The following is an 18,648-nucleotide window of genomic DNA, read 5'->3' as shown; positions in this document are numbered from 1 at the left end:
GCCGAAACCTGAACCCAAGCCCAAGCCGGTGCCCAAGCCCGTGGTCGCCAAACCCACGCCGACGCCGCCCCCGGTGGCGGCCAAACCCGCGCCTGCGGCGGTCGCCCAGGCTGCGCCGACTCCGGCCCCGCCCGCACCGCCCAAGGTCGACGGCCAGGCCCTGGAGGGCGGTTACCTCAAGGGTTTGCGTAACGAGCTGGACACTTACAAGCAATACCCCACAGGACGCCAGGCCTCCCTCGAACGCCCAAGTGGCGACGTGGTGGTCTGGCTGCTGGTGGACCGCCAGGGTCGGGTACTCGACTCCGGCGTGCAGACCCCGGCCTCGAGCATGTTGCTCAACCGGGCCGCCGCCAACAGCCTGCGGCGTATCAAGCAGGTCAAGCCGTTCCCCGAGCAAGCCTTCGGGGGGCGCAACGAGCAGCGCTTCACCGCCACCTTCAACTACAGCGTGCAATAAGCACCCGACACTAGGATGACACTGATGAGGTTCACACGGATTCATCTGGCACTCGTTGCCGCGAGCATGGGGCATGGCATGGTCATGGCCGACACCGGCGACAGCGACGTCGGCACCATCGGCGTACAGGGCAAGGCCACTGCCGGTGGCGGCTACATGGTGCAGGAAGAAAGCATCAAGGGGCGCTCCACGATAACCAAGGAAGCGCTGGATAAACAAACCGCCACCGGCAACGCCATCGACAAGCTCAAGTACACCCCGGGCCTGAACATCTCCAGCGAAGATGCCACCGGCCTGTCGGGCTTTCGCTTCACCATGCGCGGGCTTAACTCCGACCAGGTGGGGATGTCGGTGGACGGCATGCCGATCAACGACTCCGGCAACTACGCGCTGTACTCCAACCTGTTGGGCGACCCGGAAAACATCGACCAGATTTTCGTCACCCAAGGCTCGTCGGAGGCCGACGGCCCGCACATCGGCTCCAGCGGCGGCAACATCGGTATCGTGACCATTCGCCCCACCAAGGAAACCGGGGCCTTCGTCAAACAGACGGTCGGCAGCAACGCCACCCGCAAGACCTTTGCCCGGCTCAACACCGGCGAGGTCAACGGCTTGAGCAACTGGCTGTCGGCGTCCCATACCGAAGGGCAGATGTGGCGCGGCTCGGGCGCCGTGCGTGCGGACAAGGTCGAGTGGAACAGCTTCTTCGACGCCGGCAACGGCAACACCGCCAACCTGATCCTCAAGTACCACGAGCAGGACAACAACAGTTACAGCCAACTGACCAAATCGCAGTTCCAGCAGAACGGCCGCAAGTTCGACCCCTACCCCGCCACACCTACGGTCGGTAGTAACGGCAAGCTCAACAGCTACTACGCCCTCGCGCAGAACCCGTTCCAGACCTTTACCGGCGTGCTCAATACCCAGTTCAAACTGGCCGACAACCTGGCCCTGTCGGTGATCCCGTATTACTACTGGGGTAACGGCAGCGGCGTCGGTTCGTCGAGCTACGCGCTGAACCGCGGCTCGAACGCAGGCGGCGTCTTCGACCTGGGCAACTTGCCCACCGCCGCGCAATACAATGCCGACGGTTCCTCCACCACCGGCGTGTACTACCGCCCCTCCCGCACCCAGACCTGGCGCCCCGGCATTACCACCAAACTGAACTGGGACCTGGGCGATCACAGCCTGCAATTCGGCTACTGGTACGAGCGCGCGCGCCAAAGCCAGACCCAACCGTTCATCGCACTCAAGAGCAACGGCAAGCCTACCGACACCTGGCCGGACGGCACTTCCGTGGTCGATGCGAACGGCAACACCGTGCAGGGTCGCGACCGCTTCACCATCACGCCGGCGCAGAAAGTCTGGGCTCAGGACACCTGGTACATCAACCCGGACTGGACCCTGGTGGCCGGCCTGGCCTACATGAACGTCAAGCGCGACGGCACCAACAACGGCAGCCTCACCGAGCAGCCGGAAAAACGTCACCAGACCTACAACAAGCTGCTGCCCAACGCCGGCCTCAAGTACCAGCTCGACGAGCGCGACCAGTTGTTCTACAGCCTGTCGCGCAACATGCGTATCCCGCAGAACTACGTGCTGTACGACAAGGGCGTGGACTCGATCAACTCCAAGCCGGAAACCAGCTGGAACCATGAGTTGGGCTGGCGCTTCACCGGCGACGACATGACCGTGGCCGCCACCTTGTTCTACATGCAGTTCAAGGATCGCCAGGTTTCGTCCAAGGACATCAACGGCGACTTCGCCGACATCAACGCCGGATCGGTCAACAACAGCGGCCTGGAGCTGGAATGGAGCGGCCTGCTGCCCCACCACTTCAACTACTACACCTCCTACACCTATACCAAGGCCGAGCAACAGGACGACTTGACCGTGTACAACGCGGGCAAAGCCATCCTGTTGCCCACCAGCGGCAAGCAGTTCGCCAACGTGCCGAAAAACATGCTGGCCGCCAACATCGGGTATGACGACGGGCGCTTCTACGGCACCTTCGGCGGCAAATACACCAGCAAGCTCTATGGCGACCTGACCAACGACGAAGCCATCTCCGGCCGCACCGTGTTCAACGCCGGCGCCGGTATCTACCTGCCGGTGGACAAGAAAGTGGTGAAGGACGCAACCCTGCGCCTGAACGTCGACAACCTGTTCGACAAGAAGTACCTGGACGGCGTGTACACCACCAAGACCAACGCGGCCAGCTACAGCGGTTTCCGCGACGGCGACCCGGCCTACATCGTTGGCCTGGAACGCACCGTGACGGTGTCCCTGGAAGCCAATTTCTAACTGCGAGGTAATCGAACATGGACATGAACCTGCTCCACGACATCACCTTCTATGTGATGTACGCCGCGATGGCCATCGCCATCTTCATCGCCATCGAGCGCGGTATTTACTTCGCCTATGTGCGCCGCCAGGCCCGTGCCTTGACCGAGGTGCTGGGCGCCCACGTACACAGCGAACGTGACCTGCCGGAAAGCCTGAGCCGCCGCGACAGCCTGCCGCTGAACATGGTGATGCCGGTGCTGGCACAGAAAGCCTCGCAGGGTTCGCGCAAGGACCTGGATGATGTGATCGAAACCCAGTACCTGACCACCCGCGCCCCGCTGGCCCGCAGCCTGTGGATCATCGAAACCATCACCACCGCCGCGCCGTTGCTGGGCTTGCTCGGCACCATCCTCGGCATCATCGACACCTTCAAGGCGTTGGCCAGCGCGGGGGTGTCCGACCCTGGGCAGATTTCCGGCGGTATCGGCACCGCGTTGTTCGCGACGGGCCTGGGGATCGCCATCGCGCTGTTCTGCGTGGTGTTCCACAACTTCTTCCAGGACAGCCTGGAACGCATCAACGATCAGTTGAAGATCCTGCTGATCCGCGCTGCCACCGGGGCCCGCGTGCAGGGCGAAGTGCCGCACCTGGTGCCCACCTCGTTGCAAAGCCGCACGGCATGACTGTCAGGGCGGGCGCGTGAGGCGCCCGCCCTGTCTTTTTCCCTGACGAGATGCCTATGTCCCTATCGATGAAATGCCGTATCGCCGGCCTCGCCGGCTTGCTGCTCAGTCCGCTGGCCCAGGCGGACTTTTCAATTCCGGGGTTTGAACTGGTACACACCGTGCCGCTGGACACCGACCTGGCGAGCGCCGATCTACGCCAGCCGGGCCCGGTATGGATCGAGCTGTTCGACGGCGCGAAAAGCACGATCGACATCGGCCAGTTTTATGCCGCCGACCATCCAGGCTCGGTACTGGAGCGGGTGATCGAGCGCCTGGAAGCCGCCGGTAAACGCGGCGTGAAAATTCGCTTCCTGCTGGAGGAAAAAGGCATTCGCCTATCAGAAGCCTCCACCCTGGAACGCCTGCGCGCGATTCCCAACCTGACCTTGCGCGTGCTGCCCTACGCGCAACTGAGTGGCGGCATCATCCACGCCAAATACATGGTGGTGGATGGGCGGCAGGCGTTTGTCGGCAGCCAGAATTTCGACTGGCGGTCCCTGGAACATATCCACGAAACCGGGCTGCGCATCACCGACGCTACGGTAGTCGGCCAGGTCCAGGCGATTTTCGATCAGGACTGGCAAGCCCAGGCGGCGCTGAGCGCACACAGCCCGGTGCCGCTGCCGATGGCCGGCCAGGCGCCTGCGCGCAGCGGCAATTACCTGGTGGCCAGCCCGCAACGCTACAACCCGCCCGGGGTGGGCGACTCCCAACTCGAACTGCCGCGCCTGCTCGGCGAAGCCAAGCACGAAGTGCGCGTGCAACTGCTGGACTACGCGCCGCTGTCCTACGGCCCGGATAAAACCCGGCCCTACTATGCGGTGATCGACAACGCGGTGCGTGCCGCCGCCGCACGCGGGGTGTCGATCAAGCTGATGGTGTCCAACTGGAACACCGATGCGCTGGAACTGCCCTATTTGAAAAGCCTCGCGGTGCTGCCCAACGTGCAGATCAAGATCGTCACCCTGCCCCAGGCCAAGCAAGGGTTTATCCCCTACGCACGGGTGATCCACAGCAAGACCCTGGAGATCGACGGGCAAGTGGCCTGGGTCGGCACCAGCAATTGGCTGGGCGGTTATCTGGATAATTCGCGCAACCTGGAGGTGGTCATGCGCAGCGAAGCGATGGCCAAGCGTATAGGTCAATTGCATGAGCAGTTGTGGGATGGGCCCTACGCCAAAGCACTGGACGTAACGGCCGATTACCCTGCGCCGCACCCTGGCCAACCTTGACCTGAACACGATTCAACGCCCGCGCGCACAGGGATGTACCCTTCGACGCGGGGGCGTTTGACTGAGAAATTTCCTACTCCAAGGTCTGCCATTCTCAGTCCCTGTGGTGGTAGTGTGTGGAAATATTTCTGACTTAATGATCAGAAATCCCCCACTCACTACCAGCAAAGGAATGCGTCCCGCCATGTACTTTCCACTCAAGCAATTGGCTGTCGCCAGCGTGTTCGCCGCGAGCCTTTCGACCCTCGTCAGCCCGGCTTTCGCCAATATCACCCCACAGCAGAGCACGGCGATTCTGAAGGACTTCAGCGCAACCTCGGTCACTGACTTCAACAGTTTCCTCGGCACCCTGGCCCAGGGCGAGCTGGGCAAAACCAGCGATACGGGGCCGGCGATCAGCGCCTTTCTCGAGCACAAACCCCTGAGCGCCGAGCAACAGAACGAAATCAATCGCCTGCTGGGCATTTATGCGCGGCTGAAATACGCCAAGGCCGCCACCGAGACCCTGCGCGAGCTGGTGGAAATTCCGACGTTCAACGTCGACGGCGTGCCGCAGTACAAAAACCCGCAATTCCTCAAGATCGCCGACAAGCTGCAGGGCCTGGCGAAAGCCTTCAACCTGAACTTCCGTAACATCGATAACCGCGTGTACGAAATCTCCCTGGAAGGCAGCGGCGATGAAGTGGTGGGCATCCATGCGCATGCGGATGTGGTGCCGGTGACGCCGGAAAACTGGGTGTTGAAAGACGGCACCCGGCTCGATCCGTTCAAGGTCACGCTGATTGGCGACCGCATGTACGGTCGCGGGACTGAAGACGACAAAAATGGCATCGTGGTGGCGATGTACGCCATGAAGGTGATCAAGGAAGAGAAGCTGCCGCTGGCGCGCACGTTCAAGCTGCTGGTGGACACCACCGAGGAAACCTCCGGCGACGCGATCCCCTATTACTTCGAACGCAACCCGACGCCGCCGTACAACCTGGCGCTGGATGGCGGCTACCCGGTGGTCATTGCCGAAAAAGGCTACGGTACGATCATGGCCACCTTCCCACGCCGCACAGGCGAAGGCAAAGGCGCGGAGATCATCGCCATGACCGGCGGCAAGGCCACCAACCAGATTCCCTCGGCGTCGGTCGCCACGTTGCTCAGCGACAAACCCGCCGAGTTGGCGGCCAGCCTGCAAGAGGCCGGTACGCAATACGCCGAGCGCAATGGCGGTGACTTCCAGGTGAGCGCCAAGGTGGTCGGCAAACAGGTGCAGTTGACGGTCACCGGGGTCTCGGCGCATTCGTCCGAACCGGAATCCGGGGTGAACCCGGTCGCGCGCATGCTGGAGCTGATCCACAGCGTCGATGGCAAGATCGCCCTCAAGCACAACCACATCACCGACGCGGCGCGTTATGCCGCCGACAATTGGGGCCTGGATTACCTGGGCGGCAAATTGGGCGTGGGCTTCGCCGATGACTTCATGGGCCCGCTGACCACCTCGCTGACGTTTGTCGACCTCGATGACAAGAGCTTCAAGCTGGCGGTGAACCTGCGCGTGCCCAAGGGTCAGTCGCCGGAGAAACTCAAAGCGCAAATTGCCGACAAGCTCAGCGCCTGGGACAAGAAAACCAAGGTCAACGTGAACTTCACCTACTCGATCGCCGAACCGATGTACCGCAACCCGGAAGGTGAGTGGGTCAAGGCCTTGTTGGCGGTGGCCACGGAAAACCTGGGCATGAAACACGCGTTCGGCACCTCGGCCGGCGCCACCTCCGTGCATGAACTGCCCAACGGCGTGCAGTTCGGCCTGGCACGCCCGGAAGAGAAGTACACCGGGCACACCGACAATGAGTTCAAGACGGTCGAACAGTTCCTCCTCGACCTGCAGATCGTCACCGAAATGATGGCGCGGGTCGGTCAGTTACCGCAGCTCTGAATGCGGCAGGAGCCCGCCGCAATGGCGGGCTTTTTTCAGTTGGCGCAGACACCCTAGACGCTGACGGCGGCCGCCTGCATCGAACCGGTTTCCTGCAGGTTGATGTGCCAGCTCAAGGCCTTGCTCAACACATGCGGCGTATGCCCACCTTTGGCGCACGCGGCCTTGAAGTAGCTGCGCAACGCCTCACGATAATCCGGGTGTACGCAGTGGTTGATGATCAACTCGGCCCGTTCTTTCGGCGCCAGGCCGCGCAGGTCGGCCAGCCCTTGCTCAGTCACCAGGATATCGACGTCATGCTCGGTGTGGTCGACATGGCTGACCATCGGCACCACGCGGGAAATCGCACCGTCCTTGGCGATCGACTTGGTCACGAAAATCGACAGCAGCGCATTGCGGGCGAAATCTCCCGAACCGCCGATGCCATTCATGATCTGCGTGCCACAAACGTGGGTGGAATTGACGTTTCCGTACAGGTCGAACTCCAGCGCGGTGTTGATGGCAATCACGCCTAAGCGTCGAATCACTTCCGGGTGATTGGAGATTTCCTGGGGCCGCAACACCAGGCGGTCGGCGTATTTTCCCAGGTTGCCGAACACCCGCTGGCCGCAGGGGCCGGACAAGGTAATCGAACAGCCGGAGGCAAACTTCAGCTTGCCCGCGTCGAGCAACTCGAAGGTCGAATCCTGCAACACCTCCGAGTACTGCACCAGGTCGGTGAACGGCGCATCGATCAGCCCGCACATGACGGCGTTGGCAATGGAGCCGACGCCGACTTGCAACGGCGCCAGGCTTCTGCCCAAGCGTTTGTGCTCCATTTCTTGCTCGAAAAAAGCCACCAGATGATCGGCAATCGCCTGGGTCTCATGATCGGGCGGCAGCATCGGAATCGCAGATTCCGGCGTGTCGCAGAGCACGATGGCGACGATCTTGGCAGGGTCAATTTCGATGGCCTGGGTGCCGATGCGATCATCCGCGCGGATGACCGGAATCGGCCCGCGGCCAGGGCGCCCATGGGGCAGGAAAATATCGTGCATCCCTTCGAAATAGGGGCTGCTGGCCAGGTTCAGCTCAACGATGACCTGCCGTGCCGTCTGGGCGAAACTGGCCGAATTGCCGACCGAAGACGTCGGCACGATATGGCCCTGCTCGGTGATCGCCACCGCTTCAATCACCGCAATATCCGGATTGGGCAGGCTGCCGTCACGCAGTTGTTCGACCACTTCGCTCAGGTGCTGGTCGATAAACACCACGCGGCCTTCGTTGATCGCCTTGCGCAGCACCGGGTCGCCTTGAAACGGCATGCGCCGCGCCAGCAGCCCGGCCTCGGCCATCTGCCCGTCCAGGCCACGACCGAGGCTCGCGCCGGTGATCAGGTTGATCTTGAGCGGATCCTGCCGCGCTCGTTCGATGAGCGCCAGCGGCACGGCCTTGGCGTCCCCTGCGCCACCGAAACCACTCATGCCCACGGTCATGCCGTCTTGAATGAACGCGGCGGCCTGCGCCGCGCTCATGATTTTTTCGTGCAAGGAATCCAGGCGGATGCGCTGGTGATGCATGGGGTGAACCTCAAAAAAGTTAGGCACAAAAACCAACGCGCTGTCAGAACTGTTCTTCATCCAACGCCATGATGCTCGCGCTCCCAGTGCTGACCGCCGCCAACAATGCGTGTACCCGCGGCAACAATTGCTCCGCGTAGAAGCGTGCGCTGACGCCCTTGGCCTTGAGGAAGGCCGCATCGCCCGTGCCGGCTTCCAACTGCGCATGCGCCTGCAGGGCAGAACGCGCCATGAGCCAGCCGCCCGACAGGTAGCCGAAGAGCATCAGGAAGTTGACGCTGACACTGCCGGCCCAATCCGCATCGTGCTTGGCGTTGTCGAGTAACCGCGACAAGGCCTCGCGCCCGGCGCCGAGCGCAGCGGCCAGTGCCACGGCCTGATAGTCGAGGGCATCGATGTGACGCAGTTGCTCGACGGTTTCATCCATTTCCTCGAGCAGGCTGTTCAGTAACGCGCCTTGGTTCAGCAGGGTCTTGCGCCCCACCAGGTCGAGCGCCTGAATGCCGGTGGTGCCTTCATAAATGGTCAGGATGCGCGCATCGCGATAATGCTGCGCCGCGCCGGTCTCTTCGATGAAGCCCATGCCGCCGTGGATTTGCACGCCGAGGGAGGTGACTTCCTGGGCCAGTTCGGTCAGCCAGCCTTTGACGATCGGGGTGAACACATCGACCCGCCCTTGGTGATGGCGCGCCAGTTCCGGCGTGGGCGCATGCGCGGCACGGTCGACTTCAGCGGCGGCCACCAGCGACAACGCGCGCATCGCTTCGATGGACGCTTTCATCTGCAACAGCATCCGGCGCACATCGGGAAAGTGGATGATCGAGAAACGGCTGCCATCCTTGCGCGTGCCCTGCAGACGGTCCTTGGCGTATTGACGGGCCTGCTGGTAAGCGCGCTCGGCAATCGACAGCCCCTGCAGGCCGACACTCTGGCGGGCGTGGTTCATCATGGTGAACATGCAGGCCAGGCCCATGTGCGGCTCGCCAAGCAGATAACCGACGGCCCCTTCGGGATCGCCGAAATTCATCACGCAGGTCGGGCTGCCATGAATGCCCAGTTTGTGTTCCAGGGAGATGCACTGCACGCGGTTGCGCACACCCGGCTGGCCCTGGGCATCGAGCAGGAACTTGGGCACCACGAACAGCGAAATACCTTTGACGCCCGCCGGCGCATCCGGCAAGCGTGCCAGGACCAAATGCACGACGTTGTCGGTCATCTGGTGATCGCCCCAGGTGATGAAAATCTTCTGCCCGGTGATCAGATAATGGTCGCCCTCGGGCACGGCGCGGCTCTTGATGGCCGCCAGATCGGAGCCTGCATCCGGCTCGGTCAGGTTCATCGTCCCGGTCCACTCGCCGCTCACCAGTTTTTCCAGGTAGGCGCCTTGCAGTTCGGCCGAGCCGTGATGGGCGATGGCTTCGATGGCGCCCTGGGTCAACATGGGGCACAAGGCGAACGCCATATTGGCTGAGTGCCAGATCTCATTGACGGCCGTGCCGATAACGTTCGGCAGGTTCTGCCCGCCGTGTTGCTCCGCAGCGGTCAACGAGGGCCAGCCGCCTTCCTGGAATTGCCGATACGCCTCGGCAAAACCCGGTGCCTCTTGCACACCCTGTTCCCCCAGGTGCGTACCTTGGGTATCACCGACCCGGTTGAGCGGCGCCAGCACGCCGGAGCCCAAGCGGCCTGCCTCGCTCAAGATGGCGCTGACCAACTCGCTGTTGACATCCTGAAGCTGGGCGCTCGCGCACAACTGCTCAAATCCGACCAGTTCCTCCAGCACGAATTCGGTGTCGCGGTACGGATGGGCATAACCACTCATTGTTACTTTCCTCATTCACTCGTTAGACAGGCCGCTACACCCTTCGCCCGCTACCCCATGCCGAGCAATTGACCAAAACGGCCATTACCTTAAAAACCCGGGTCGGTAGCAAGCAGGGACGGAGCCAGCAGCGCAAAGCTCTATTCAGCTTCCTCCGATCCAGCCCCACGTGGCAATTACCAAATCAGTCGAAAAACAGACATAAACGGACAGTCACTTTTGGCTAAACTAACCTCCCCTGCTGCCGGACTCCTGAACGATGGGCATCGAGCGTTATTCCATCTCCATGTACTTCGCCCACATCCTGATGACGGCTGCGCGCCGCCTCGCGCTGGACGAAGAGGTATTGCTCAAGGAAGCCGGCATCAGCCGCAAGCGCCTGGACAACCTGCACCTGCGCATCACCCCCGACCAGTTCAGTCGCTTGATGCAGGCCGTGTGGCGCTTGAGTGATGATGAGTTTTTCGGCGCGGGTTCACAGCGCTGCCCGAAGGGCTGCTTCGCGATAATGGCCAAGCAAGTGATCCACTCGCACAACCTGCATTCGGTGTATTACAAGCTCAGCCATTTCTACAACGTGATGAACGACTCCCTGCACCTGGAGCTGAAAGTCGTCGGTGATGAGGCCATGTTTTCCATGGCCTTGAGCGACCCGAGCCTGGACCCCGGTTACCTGTTGAGGGGTTTTTTACTCTTGCTCTGGCATCGTTTCCCCAGTTGGCTGATCGGCCAGCGGATCACGCTCAAGCGGGTGACGTTCGACCATCCCGAGCCTGCCCATTCAGCGGAATACCGCTTGATGTTTCCGTGCCCCACGCATTTTGACCAACCCGAGACCTGCCTGGTGTTCGACGCCCGGATGCTCACCGCGCCGCTGGTACAAACCGCGGAAACCCTGGCCTACCACCTGCAGCGCGCACCGGTGGACTGGTTCACCCGCCCCGCCTATTACCCGGTTTACACGCGACGGGTGCTGGACCACCTGGAGAACGTCAGCGATCTCGCCAAGGCCACCATCCAGAGCACCGCCAGTGAGCTGCACCTGACGGAAAGAACGCTGCGGCGCAAGCTGCTGGCCGAAGGCAGCAAGTTCCAGAAACTCAAGGACGGGGTACGCCGCGACATGGCCATTCACTACTTGAGCCAGACGTCGATGTCGATCAACCAGACCTCGCAACAGCTGGGGTTCTCGGACCCTTCGGCGTTCACCCGGGCCTTTCGCCAATGGACCGGCGAGTTACCCAGGACTTACCGCGACGCGGCGCTCAACCGAAAATGACTCAGGCGTCCAGGCGCGCAGGCCGCGACACTTTGCCCTGGACCCGCTCGCGGTAACGCCCCGGGCTTTCGCCGGTCCACTTCTTGAACGCGCGATGGAATGCGCTGGGTTCCTGAAAACCGCATTGCGCGGCGATTTCACCGATGCTGGCGCGCGTCTGGCAGAGCAGTTCCAGCGCCAGGCTGCGGCGCACTTCGTCCTTGATCTCCTGAAACGAGCAACCTTCGCGCTCCAATCGGCGGCGCAAGGTGCTGGGGCTCATGTGCAAATCCACGGCCAGATCCTCCAGCGCCGGCCACTGGCTGTAGTGGCTGCCACGCAGGCGTTGGTAGACCTGGGTCGCCATGCCGTCCTGGTTGCGAAAGCGGATCACCAGCCATTGCGGCGCGCTGCGCAGAAACACCTTGAGCGACGCCAGGTCCTGCACCACGGCCAGACGCAGGTAGCTGCTGGCAAACTCGATTTCGGTGCGGGCCGCGCCAAACGTCAGGTTGTAGCCCCACAGCAATTGATCGTCGCTGAGCGGCGCACGCACATGGCGAAAGTCGGCGCGATCAATGGGCACGCGGCGTCCGCCCAGCCAGCACAGCAGGCTGATCATCAGCACCAGGAAGGTTTCCTCACCGTAACGCCGGGTGTCCTCATCGCCGCCGCCAACTTCCAGGCTGAGTACCGCGCGCTTGCCATGCACGCTGAGGCTGCCGCGAAAATCGCGCAGGAACAGGGCGAAACTGGCCAGGCACTGGGTGAGCGCCTTGCCCAGGTTCGGCTCCTGGATCAGGCCACGGCAGATCAGGGCGAAACTGCCCGGCGGCATGCCGTGGGAGTCCAGGCGGAAGAACTCGTCGTTCAACTCACGGATCTGAATCAGCCATAACGCCGCAAACGCGCTGGCCGGCACCCGGGCCTCGGGCTGGGTCAGCAACGCCGGCGCGATGCCCGCTTCGCACAGCACCGCGGCGAGCCGCTCGGGCTGATCGCGCAGCGCATGGATCATGACCTGCACGAAGTAGACGGCAACCGAATCCTTTTCCCGGGTGGGCATCATTCTGAGTTCCTGTAGCGGACACATGGTAAGAAACGCCAATACAACTGACAGGTTTCGGCATAGGCCGCCACATTGTCGGGCCCTAGACTCTCGCCCAATGGACCGTATTGCAAGGCATGTCTGCCGTGCGACGGCAGCGCACAATTGAAGAGAGACTGACGATGAATCTGCAGAATATCGGCGTGATCGGCGCGGGCACCATGGGTAACGGCATCGCCCAGATCTGCGCCGTGGCCGGCATCAACGTGACCTTGCTGGACATTTCCGCCGGCGCCCTGGAAAAAGCCCTGGCCACCGTGGGCAAGAACCTCGATCGCCAAGTCAGCAAGGGCATCCTCAGCGAACCCCAGAAGCATACGGCGCTGGGCAAGATCCGCACCAGCACCGACTACGCCAGCCTGGCGAATGCTCAATGGGTCATCGAGGCGGCCACGGAAAACCTCGAACTGAAGCGGCGCGTGCTGCAACAGATCGCCGCTCACGTCGATGAGCAATGCGTGATTGCCTCCAATACGTCTTCGCTGTCCATCACCGAACTGGCGGCCGGCGTTAACGCCCCCGAGCGCTTTATCGGCCTGCATTTTTTCAACCCGGTGCCGGTGATGGGCCTGATCGAAGTGATCCGTGGCCTGCAGACCAGCGACACGACCCACGCCCAGGCCATCGAGCTGGCGCAGCACCTGGGCAAGACTGCGATCACCGCCGGCAACCGCCCGGGTTTCGTGGTCAACCGGATTCTGGTGCCGATGATCAACGAAGCGATCCTGGTGTTCCAGGAAGGCCTGGCCAGCGCCGAAGACATCGACGCCGGCATGTGCCTGGGCTGCAACCAGCCGATCGGCCCGCTGGCCCTGGCCGACCTGATCGGCCTGGACACCTTGCTGGCGATCCTCGAAGCGTTCTACGAGGGCTTCCAGGACAGCAAATACCGCAGCGCGCCGCTGCTCAAGGAAATGGTGGCCGCCGGTTACCTGGGGCGCAAGACCGGGCGCGGCTTCCATACCTATGGCTGAGTATCGCTCGCGCTTGTGCGAACACCGCAACAAGGCCCTGGAGTTGCTCGCCAGTAAAGGCTTCGGTCAAGTCGGCATGCGCGAGCTGGCCAGCAGCCTGGGGTTGACCCCGGGCTCGCTGTACCACCACTACCCCAGCAAGCAGCACCTGCTGCTGGATTGGATCGAAGAGTTCTACGAAGAACTGCTGACCACCCTGGGGCGCGTCGAGCAACGGCCGCGCTCACGCCAGGACAACCTGCAACGGCTGATCCACGCCCACCTGAATTTGCATCGAGAGATGCCATGGCACTTCCGCCTGGTGGAGCGTGATTGCGGCTGCCTCACGGAAGACCAGCAGCTACGGGTCCGGCAGTTGCGCGAACAATACGAGCGCCGACTGCTGCAAATGCTCGGGCGACCGCGGCGGCTGAGTGTCCACGCCCTGCAAGCGGCCGGCCACGCGATCGCCACGCTGCTGAACAATGCGCCGAGCTGGCTGGCCGGGCAGGCGCTGGATGATGCCGAACGCACCGAGTTACTGGAAAACCTGCTGACCGGCGCCATCGAGCGCGTGCTGGCAACAAGGGCCAGCGACCGACCGAGCCTGCAGATTGCCGTGGCCTGAGGCCTATCAGCGCAATTGCAGGGGGTCCACCAGACCGGCGGCAATCGCCATCCCCACCAGCTCCGGCAAATGGCTGGCCGCCATGCGCTTCATGACCCGTGCGCGATACAGATCGATGGTCTTGACGCTGACGCCCAACTGCTCGGCGATTTCGCGGTTGGTATAACCCTGCACCAACGGCAGCAATACATCGCGCTCGCGTGGCGTGAGTTGCTGCAGCCGCGCCTGTACCCGCGCCGGCCCTTCACCGAGGCTCTGGCGGTGATCGGCCTTGCTCAGGGCCTGCAGGACACTGTCCAGCAGTAACTGTTCGTTGTAGGGTTTCTCGATAAAGTCATGCGCCCCGGCCTTGAACGCGCGGACCACAATCGGCACATCGGCGTGGCCGCTGACGAAAATCACCGGCAGGTGCAAATCACGGCTGCGCATGTGCTCCTGAACATTCAGGCCGCCCATGCCCGGCATGCGTACATCCAGCAGCACACAGGCGTTGAGGCGGCTGTCGCAGGCGTCGAGAAACTCGCGGCCACTGGTAAACGGCAGCGCCTTGAGGCCCACCGACTCCAGCAACCAGACGGTCGAGTCGAGCATCCCCTGGTCGTCATCCACCACATACACCACCTGTTCCGTCACGCTCACCATCGCTTGATTCCTCTTCTTATTGTGGAGCGCCGCTCTGCGCGAGCGTAGGCAAGCGGCAGCACATTTGCAGCCCGACCGGCATCGGTTCGGCCTGCAACTCGCCACCGAAGCCTTCGATAATGCTGCGGCTCATGGACAAGCCCAGGCCCAGGCCATTGGCCTTGCTGGTATAGAACGGCGTGAATATCTGTTCCAACTGCGCCGGCGAGACACCGGGGCCCTGATCGCTCACGTCGATCTGCACCCACCCGTCACGCTGCGCCAAGGCACTCATGACGATGAGCGAGGGCTGGCCGGGATGGGCTTCGCGATTCGCCTCGATGGCATTGCGCAGCAGGTTCAGCAGCACCTGTTCCAGCAACACCCGGTCGGCGTAAATCAGCGGCAGATTATCCGGCAGGCGATCCTCGATCGTCACCTGACAATCGCTGGCCTCCCAGGCACACAGGCGCACCGCTTCGCGGGCGACCTCGCCGGGGTTCAGCGCCTCCATGCGGCGGCGCCCCTTGCGCAGAAACGCACGCAAGCGCTTGATCACTGGCGCGGCGTGATTGGCATGCACCGAAATCCGCTCCAGGCCTTGAGCCACCCGTTCGGCCGCCGGCGAATCGCTGCCCATCGCGGCCAGATAACGCTGGCTGGCGTTGGCGTAATTGACCACCGCCGCCAGCGGCTGATTCATTTCATGGGCGATACCCGATGCCAGTTCACCCAGGGTCACCACGCGCGCGGTGTGCGCCAGTTCGTCCTGATGATGGCGTTGCTGGGCCTCGCGCAGCTCGCGTTCGGTCAGGGTGGTTTCCTCGGCCTGGACCCTGGCAGTGATGTCGCGGGACACGCTGACCACCTCCACCACCGCGCCGGTGTAGGTCTCGCGGATCGCCCGGCAGGCGGTTTCGAACCACAGGTAATGGCCCTGGCGATGGCGGATGCGATAGGTCATGGTGTAATAACCGTCCTGCTCCAGGCCCTCCCGGGCGCGCCGCACCAACCCCGCCAAGCCCTGCCGATGGAACAGGCGCTGCGCCCGAGTCCCGCGCAATTCCCCCGGCCAATAGCCCAGCAAGGCCCAGGAAGCCGGTGAAGCGTCGAGAAAAGCGCCATCCGGGGTGTGCCGGGAAATCAGGTCGGTGGTGTTTTCGATGATCAGCCGATACAGGCGCCGCGCCTTGGTGGATTCACGCTCGGCGACAATCTGCGCGCTGGCTTCCCGGCAGCGCGCCAGCACACGGTTTTCACCCGGGTCGGGAATGAACGTCCACACCAGAATGCGCTCGGCGAACTGTGCCTCGACGTTTTCGATCGCCCGCTGCTGCCCCAGGCACGCCTGCACCAGCGGCAAGCAATTGATCGGCAACAGGTTCATACAATCGACCAGGGACAACTGCTCAAGCAACGCCAGCAGCGCGGCGTTGAACTCCAGCGGCCGAGCCTGGGCATCGAGCAGCAGACTCGGCTGCGGGTCATGCCTGAGCAGCGGCGAACCGCCTGTCAAGCGCACGGAGTTGCCGATCATCATAGAACCTATACAGGGAGGGGAACGTCGAGGTCAGCGGAAGCGTTTCATCAAGATATAGTACATATACTATACAACACAGGTAGTACTTCCATATATCTGCGCGGACAGTATATAAAAGCCGCCGGAGAAGTCATTGAGCTTTTCCCGCAGGGACCGGCGTGCCAACGATAAAGCCTCAAGGCCGGCACCGTCAGCTTAACTGCCGTTACCAGCGTCTCGAACAATAGAGCTAATAATCAGCCACCGGGTATCCGCACCATGTCCATTTTCGACCAAGGCCTCGAGCCGACCAGCGTTAATCACATTGCTCTTTCGCCTTTAAGCTTCATTGAACGCACTGCCAGCGTTTATCCCGATTACCCTGCCGTGATCCACGGATCAATACGCGCCACCTGGGCGCAAACCTACAGCCGTTGCCGGCGCCTGGCCTCGGCCCTGGCCGGTCGCGGGATCGGCAAAAACGACACCGTGGCCGTCATGCTGCCCAACATCCCGGCCATGCTCGAAGCGCATTTTGGCGTGCCGATGATTGGCGCGGTACTCAATGCCCTCAACGTGCGCCTGGATGCCGAGGCCATCGCCTTCATGCTCGCGCATGGCGAAGCCAAGGTACTGATCGCCGACCGTGAGTCCCACGATGTGGTGCATGCGGCCATCGGCATGCTTGACCATCCGCCGCTGGTCATCGACGTCGACGACCCGGAATACGGCGAAGGCCAGCCGGTCAGCGACCTGGACTACGAGGCGTTTCTCGCCGAAGGCGATCCGGATTTCGCCTGGCAGTGGCCTGCAGACGAATGGCAAGCCATCTCGCTGAACTACACCTCGGGCACGACCGGCAACCCCAAGGGCGTGGTCTACCACCACCGCGGGGCCTACCTGAACTCCCTGGGCAACCAAATGATCTGGGCGATCGGCAACCACCCGGTGTACCTGTGGACGCTGCCGATGTTCCACTGCAACGGTTGGTGCTACCCATGGATCATCACGGCCTTGGCCGGGGTCCATGTGTTCCTGCGCCGCGTCGACCCACAGAGAATCCTCAACCTGATCCGCGAGCATCAGGTCACCCACTTGTGTGGCGCGCCAATCGTGCTCAACGCCCTGGTGAACATGCCCGACTCGGCCAAGGCTGCCATCGACCACCCGGTGAACGCGATGGTCGCCGGCGCGGCGCCACCCGCCAAGGTCATCGGCGCTGTGGAAGAAATGGGCATCAAGGTAATCCACGTCTATGGCCTGACCGAAGTGTACGGCCCGGTGACCCTGTGCGCCTGGCACTCGGAATGGGATGAGCTGCCCCTGGAAGAACGCGCCCAGATCAAGGCGCGCCAGGGTGTGCGCTACCCGACCCTGGAAGGCGTGATGGTCGCCGACCCGAAAACCCTCGAACCCACCCCCCATGATGGCCACACCATCGGTGAGATTTTCATGCGGGGCAACACGGTGATGAAAGGCTATCTGAAGAACCCGACGGCAACCGCCGAAGCGTTCGAAGGCGGCTGGTTCCACACCGGCGACCTGGCGGTGACCCATCCTGACGGCTATGTCGAAATCCGCGACCGGCTCAAGGACATCATCATCTCCGGCGGCGAGAACATCTCCACCATCGAACTCGAAGGTGTGCTGTACCGCCACCCGGCAATCCTCGAAGCCGCGGTCGTCGCCCGCCCCGATGAAAAATGGGGTGAAACGCCGTGCGCCTTCGTCACCCTCAAGGCCGACCACCAGAACGTCCGCGAAGCCGACATCATCAGCTTCTGTCGCGAACACCTGGCGGGCTTCAAGGTGCCACGCACGGTGGTGTTCACACAGCTGCCGAAGACGTCGACAGGCAAGATCCAGAAGTTCATGCTGCGTGACATGGCGAAAAAGCTCTAGGCCGTTTCCATCAAGCCCGAACGCTGCGCGCACACGCTCGTGTCCGATTGAACGGCATGGACGCTAGCTGACGGGATTGATGCAGCCAACCTCAAACCGATGCCCTCCTCTATGGAGGGCATTGTTTTTTGTGCAGGCGCGGTTGAGGTGTGTCGGATAGCCCGAAGCGATCAAGCCACCCTCAGCAGATGCAATATTTGATTTATCGCAGAAACGAAAAAAGACGCCGAAGCGTCTTTTTTTCGCTGACTCCCAGGCCCGATGGACACTGCGAATCAAAAATTGGAGCGGGAAACGAGACTCGCATCTGGTGTCCGACCCATTGAAATTTAAGGGTTCTATTTCCCCCCTTAAATAGTAAAAGACTCAATTCTGGAATTGTTTTTGGGGTGTATCAAGGGCCAAGGCGGAGGTGATTCCGCGAACGACCACCCAGTCCCAGCTCCGAGCCATTTGCCTGACATTAGTGGCGACTAAATAGTCCTAGCCGATGGCTGGACTTAAATTGGGCGCACCAATATGCGAGGTTCAACAAGGCAAAATATAAATATTGCAGAAGCTGCATGCCATATACTGAATAAACTGAGTTTTTGCAAAAATCAGCAGTAGTATTTATATTTATCCGTTTTTGCTACGAGCTATGTTTGGGTG

The 18,648-nt window shown here is 62.0% G+C and carries 14 protein-coding genes; 9 read left to right on the top strand and 5 right to left on the bottom strand.

Annotation, left to right across the window (positions count from 1 at the left end; genetic code table 11):
* From INT12_RS29175 to INT12_RS29155, 5 genes are all read left to right on the top strand, one after another.
* Positions 1-460 (top strand): energy transducer TonB (locus INT12_RS29175; protein WP_193059131.1); only part of this gene is annotated, 460 nt, incomplete at its 5' end.
* A 24-nt stretch (positions 461-484) separates the two neighbouring features.
* Positions 485-2,764 carry a TonB-dependent receptor gene (locus INT12_RS29170; protein WP_193040733.1) on the top strand — a complete coding sequence of 760 codons (2,280 nt, stop codon included), beginning with the start codon at positions 485-487 and terminating at the stop codon, positions 2,762-2,764.
* Between the two features lie 17 nt (positions 2,765-2,781).
* A complete protein-coding gene (locus tag INT12_RS29165) occupies positions 2,782-3,429 on the top strand; it encodes a MotA/TolQ/ExbB proton channel family protein (RefSeq protein ID WP_126586547.1) in 648 nt (215 codons plus the stop codon).
* Positions 3,430-3,485: 56 nt separating this feature from the next.
* Entirely contained in the window at positions 3,486-4,703 is a 1,218-nt protein-coding gene (locus INT12_RS29160) for a phospholipase D-like domain-containing protein (protein ID WP_193040734.1), read from the top strand.
* Positions 4,704-4,887: 184 nt separating this feature from the next.
* A complete protein-coding gene (locus tag INT12_RS29155) occupies positions 4,888-6,627 on the top strand; it encodes a dipeptidase (protein ID WP_193040735.1) in 1,740 nt (579 codons plus the stop codon).
* A 53-nt stretch (positions 6,628-6,680) separates the two neighbouring features.
* Here the strand turns inward: INT12_RS29155 and INT12_RS29150 are convergent, their stop codons facing one another.
* Together INT12_RS29150 and INT12_RS29145 are read right to left on the bottom strand one after the other, a co-directional pair.
* Positions 6,681-8,186 carry an acetyl-CoA hydrolase/transferase family protein gene (locus tag INT12_RS29150; protein ID WP_193040736.1) on the bottom strand — a complete coding sequence of 502 codons (1,506 nt, stop codon included), beginning with the start codon at positions 8,184-8,186 and terminating at the stop codon, positions 6,681-6,683.
* Positions 8,187-8,229: 43 nt separating this feature from the next.
* Positions 8,230-10,008, bottom strand: a complete 1,779-nt coding sequence (locus INT12_RS29145) for an acyl-CoA dehydrogenase (RefSeq protein WP_193040737.1) — start codon at positions 10,006-10,008, stop codon at positions 8,230-8,232.
* A gap of 259 nt (positions 10,009-10,267) precedes the next feature.
* On the opposite strand from INT12_RS29145, the gene INT12_RS29140 reads away from it, so the two are divergent.
* The gene (locus INT12_RS29140; RefSeq protein ID WP_046384174.1) at positions 10,268-11,287 is read left to right on the top strand and encodes an AraC family transcriptional regulator; all 1,020 of its coding nucleotides are present in this window, start codon (positions 10,268-10,270) and stop codon (positions 11,285-11,287) included.
* Position 11,288: 1 nt separating this feature from the next.
* Here the strand turns inward: INT12_RS29140 and INT12_RS29135 are convergent, their stop codons facing one another.
* Entirely contained in the window at positions 11,289-12,335 is a 1,047-nt protein-coding gene (locus INT12_RS29135) for an AraC family transcriptional regulator (RefSeq protein WP_046384175.1), read from the bottom strand.
* 161 nt (positions 12,336-12,496) lie between these two features.
* Between INT12_RS29135 and INT12_RS29130 the strand changes: the two genes are divergently transcribed.
* Both INT12_RS29130 and INT12_RS29125 read left to right on the top strand, forming a co-directional pair.
* Positions 12,497-13,348 carry a 3-hydroxybutyryl-CoA dehydrogenase gene (locus INT12_RS29130; protein ID WP_017846817.1) on the top strand — a complete coding sequence of 284 codons (852 nt, stop codon included), beginning with the start codon at positions 12,497-12,499 and terminating at the stop codon, positions 13,346-13,348.
* Complete coding sequence (locus INT12_RS29125) at positions 13,341-13,955, top strand: TetR/AcrR family transcriptional regulator (protein WP_017846816.1); 615 nt, start codon at positions 13,341-13,343, stop codon at positions 13,953-13,955. Before INT12_RS29130 ends, INT12_RS29125 begins: the two co-directional genes overlap by 8 nt.
* 6 nt (positions 13,956-13,961) lie before the next feature.
* Here the strand turns inward: INT12_RS29125 and INT12_RS29120 are convergent, their stop codons facing one another.
* Both INT12_RS29120 and INT12_RS29115 read right to left on the bottom strand, forming a co-directional pair.
* On the bottom strand, positions 13,962-14,597 hold the full coding sequence (locus INT12_RS29120) for a response regulator transcription factor (protein ID WP_017846815.1): 636 nt from the start codon (positions 14,595-14,597) through the stop codon (positions 13,962-13,964).
* Positions 14,598-14,613: 16 nt separating this feature from the next.
* Entirely contained in the window at positions 14,614-16,113 is a 1,500-nt protein-coding gene (locus tag INT12_RS29115; RefSeq protein ID WP_193059130.1) for an ATP-binding protein, read from the bottom strand.
* 261 nt (positions 16,114-16,374) lie between these two features.
* Here INT12_RS29115 and INT12_RS29110 point away from each other — a divergent pair, with 261 nt between their 5' ends.
* Positions 16,375-17,997, top strand: a complete 1,623-nt coding sequence (locus INT12_RS29110; protein ID WP_193059129.1) for an acyl-CoA synthetase — start codon at positions 16,375-16,377, stop codon at positions 17,995-17,997.
* The last annotated feature ends 651 nt before the right edge of the window (positions 17,998-18,648 follow it).

The organism is Pseudomonas sp. K8 (assembly GCF_014889455.1).
Lineage (GTDB): Bacteria > Pseudomonadota > Gammaproteobacteria > Pseudomonadales > Pseudomonadaceae > Aquipseudomonas > Aquipseudomonas veronii.
This window is presented reverse-complemented; position numbering and strand designations above follow the sequence as displayed.

What these genes read in the sequence shown, in the direction of transcription:
- INT12_RS29155 (WP_193040735.1), top strand. Translation starts at nt 4,888, where the DNA reads ATGTACTTTCCACTCAAGCAATTGGCTGTCGCCAGCGTGTTCGCCGCG.
- INT12_RS29145 (WP_193040737.1), bottom strand. Translation starts at nt 10,008, where the DNA reads ATGAGTGGTTATGCCCATCCGTACCGCGACACCGAATTCGTGCTGGAG.
- INT12_RS29140 (WP_046384174.1), top strand. Translation starts at nt 10,268, where the DNA reads ATGGGCATCGAGCGTTATTCCATCTCCATGTACTTCGCCCACATCCTG.
- INT12_RS29115 (WP_193059130.1), bottom strand. Translation starts at nt 16,113, where the DNA reads ATGATCGGCAACTCCGTGCGCTTGACAGGCGGTTCGCCGCTGCTCAGG.
- INT12_RS29170 (WP_193040733.1), top strand. Translation starts at nt 485, where the DNA reads ATGAGGTTCACACGGATTCATCTGGCACTCGTTGCCGCGAGCATGGGG.
- INT12_RS29150 (WP_193040736.1), bottom strand. Translation starts at nt 8,186, where the DNA reads ATGCATCACCAGCGCATCCGCCTGGATTCCTTGCACGAAAAAATCATG.
- INT12_RS29160 (WP_193040734.1), top strand. Translation starts at nt 3,486, where the DNA reads ATGTCCCTATCGATGAAATGCCGTATCGCCGGCCTCGCCGGCTTGCTG.
- INT12_RS29135 (WP_046384175.1), bottom strand. Translation starts at nt 12,335, where the DNA reads ATGATGCCCACCCGGGAAAAGGATTCGGTTGCCGTCTACTTCGTGCAG.
- INT12_RS29110 (WP_193059129.1), top strand. Translation starts at nt 16,375, where the DNA reads ATGTCCATTTTCGACCAAGGCCTCGAGCCGACCAGCGTTAATCACATT.
- INT12_RS29165 (WP_126586547.1), top strand. Translation starts at nt 2,782, where the DNA reads ATGGACATGAACCTGCTCCACGACATCACCTTCTATGTGATGTACGCC.
- INT12_RS29125 (WP_017846816.1), top strand. Translation starts at nt 13,341, where the DNA reads ATGGCTGAGTATCGCTCGCGCTTGTGCGAACACCGCAACAAGGCCCTG.
- INT12_RS29120 (WP_017846815.1), bottom strand. Translation starts at nt 14,597, where the DNA reads ATGGTGAGCGTGACGGAACAGGTGGTGTATGTGGTGGATGACGACCAG.
- INT12_RS29130 (WP_017846817.1), top strand. Translation starts at nt 12,497, where the DNA reads ATGAATCTGCAGAATATCGGCGTGATCGGCGCGGGCACCATGGGTAAC.